General features: G+C 62.8%; 2 protein-coding genes and 1 pseudogene. 2 read left to right on the forward strand and 1 reads right to left on the reverse strand.

The window, feature by feature from the left end:
* Positions 1-194 (forward strand): annotated as a pseudogene (locus OP496_RS17715) (6-phosphogluconate dehydrogenase (decarboxylating)); the annotation flags it as partial.
* A gap of 51 nt (positions 195-245) precedes the next feature.
* On the opposite strand, the gene OP496_RS17720 reads toward OP496_RS17715, so the two are convergent.
* Positions 246-1,160, reverse strand: coding sequence for a LysR substrate-binding domain-containing protein (locus OP496_RS17720; RefSeq protein WP_280565230.1), 915 nt, complete (start codon positions 1,158-1,160; stop codon positions 246-248).
* A gap of 219 nt (positions 1,161-1,379) precedes the next feature.
* Between OP496_RS17720 and OP496_RS17725 the strand changes: the two genes are divergently transcribed.
* A partial coding sequence (locus tag OP496_RS17725; protein WP_280565231.1) for a DUF1338 family protein occupies positions 1,380-1,487 on the forward strand: 108 nt, incomplete at its 3' end.

A 1,487-nucleotide genomic window follows, 5' to 3' on the forward strand; every position in this document is an offset into this window, starting at 1 on the left:
ACTCCGGCGCCGTCGCCGATAGTGGTGAAGGCCGCTGGACCATCGACGCGGCCGTCGAGCAAGGCGTCTCCGCCCCGGTGCTGGCCAACGCGCTGTTCGCGCGCTTCAACTCGCGCAAGGACAACACCTACGGCAACCGTTTGCTCTCGGCGATGCGCTTCGGCTTTGGCGGCCACGTCGAACCGCCGAAGTGAGCGCTGATTGAAAGCAACGGAGTCTGCCTCTGGCAACGCCGGCGGCAGGCACTAGCGCGACGCTCCGGCCGGCGCATCCACCTCGGCACACGTGAGCACATGAGTGACGAAACAGCGCACACGCACGAGTTCGCCGAGATGCTCGGGGTACACCAGGTAATAGGCGTCGGCCCCCTTGAGAACATGTGGCCAGGCCAGTGACAGCCGGCCCTCGGCCAGCTCGGCGTCGACGAAGAAACGAGGCACCAGGGCGAGGCCACCGCCGCTCATTGCCGTGCGGATCAGCATCTGGAAGGTCTCGAAGCGCGTGCCGTGGTAACTGCGCTCAGTAGTAATGCCTTGATCGGCGAACCAGCGGTGCCAGGCATCGGGGCGCGTGGAGAGGTGAAGCAGGCGGCACTCGGCCAGCTCTGCGGCACTCGCCGGTCGCTGACGGGCCAGGTACTCGGGGGCGCAGACCGCAACCACCTCCTCGTCAAACAACTTGTGGCACTCCAGTTTCGGCCAGCGGCCATGCCCATGGAAGACGGCCACATCGATACCTGCCTGATCCAGGTCGAAGGGCTCGACGTGGTCGCTAACGCTGAGATCGATGTGTGGATTCGCGTTCAGGAAGTCGGGCAACTGGCGTGCCAGCCAGCGGGCACCGAAGGTCGGCAGGCAGGCCACCCGCAGCACCTCGCCCCTGCCACTATAGCTCATGATCGCGTTCGCCGACATCTCGATCCGGGCCAGAATCTTGCGTACTTCAGTAAGATACAACGCACCCTCTGGTGTCAGTACCAAGGTGCGGCGCACACGCCGGAACAGCTTGTGCTGCAGATACGCTTCGAGTTGCGCCACTTGCTTGCTGATGGCGCTCTGGGTAATGCTCAGTTCGTCGGCGGCACGGGTGAAACTCATGTGCCGCGCAGCCGCCTCAAAGCACTGCAGAGTGGTGGTCGAGGGCAGGTGGCGTGCCGTCATGCGTCTTCTCCGCGACGGAGTGGATTCGCAGCGCTCATGCTGAAAGCTCATGCCCCTGCTTCATTTAATGCGTTTAAGCGTAATGCATGAGCGAAAGGCATGGGTAGCGCGCTTTTTTTCGTTTGCCGATGCGACGAGGCTCTGGTGTCATCACCGCCATGATGGACACCGCGCTCACGAACGGCGCTGGGCTTTTGTGCGACTTGAGAGGTACCCCCGATGACAACCCTCGTTTCCCATCACGAGATTCGTGACCGTTTTTCCAAGGCCATGTCGGCCATGTATCAGGCCGAAGTGCCGCAGTACGAAACCCTGCTCGCCCTGGTG

This window comes from Chromohalobacter sp. 48-RD10, from assembly GCF_029889785.1.
Taxonomy (GTDB): domain Bacteria; phylum Pseudomonadota; class Gammaproteobacteria; order Pseudomonadales; family Halomonadaceae; genus Chromohalobacter.